The organism is Gilvimarinus sp. 1_MG-2023 (assembly GCF_030548285.1).
This window is the reverse complement of sequence record NZ_JAUOSC010000101.1, coordinates 1-493: the sequence shown is the minus strand read 5'-3', so window position 1 is coordinate 493 and position 493 is coordinate 1. Positions and strand designations below refer to the sequence as shown.

General features: G+C 52.7%; 1 protein-coding gene. It reads right to left on the bottom strand.

What is annotated here, in order from left to right; genetic code table 11:
* Positions 1–493, bottom strand: a 493-nt coding sequence (locus Q4563_RS15885) for a putative sulfate exporter family transporter (RefSeq protein WP_303605157.1), incomplete at both ends; no start/stop codon positions are given.

The following is a 493-nucleotide window of genomic DNA, read 5'->3' as shown; positions in this document are numbered from 1 at the left end:
GCATTAAGCGTTACAATAGCAGCAAATGCGTATAGGAAACCGGGCAAGCCATTACCATGATCGCTGTTTGATTTCTGCCAAATGGCAATAATCGCAATCACCGGCACCAGCGCCGCAACACGCAACATCTTGGTATAAATGGCAACATCACCCACCGTATCGGAAATAGCGTAACCAGCCCCGGCTACCTGGGCGACATCATGAATGGATATACCGATCAAGACACCGGCACTTTGAGCGTTAATACCCAGTACATCCACCAGAAATGGATAACTGATCATGGCAATACTACCGATTCCGGTGACGCTGGCAGCAATATAAGGAAGAATCCGGGACGTCCCCTGACGAGCACTCAATACTGCCGCCACTGCCATCGCAGCTGACGCGCCGCAAATAGCCACCGCTGCGCCACCAATCAGCCAGCACTCCGTCGGTAGCCGTAACCAGCGACCAATCACCCAGGCCAACAGAATTGTCAGCGGAACACTCAGAC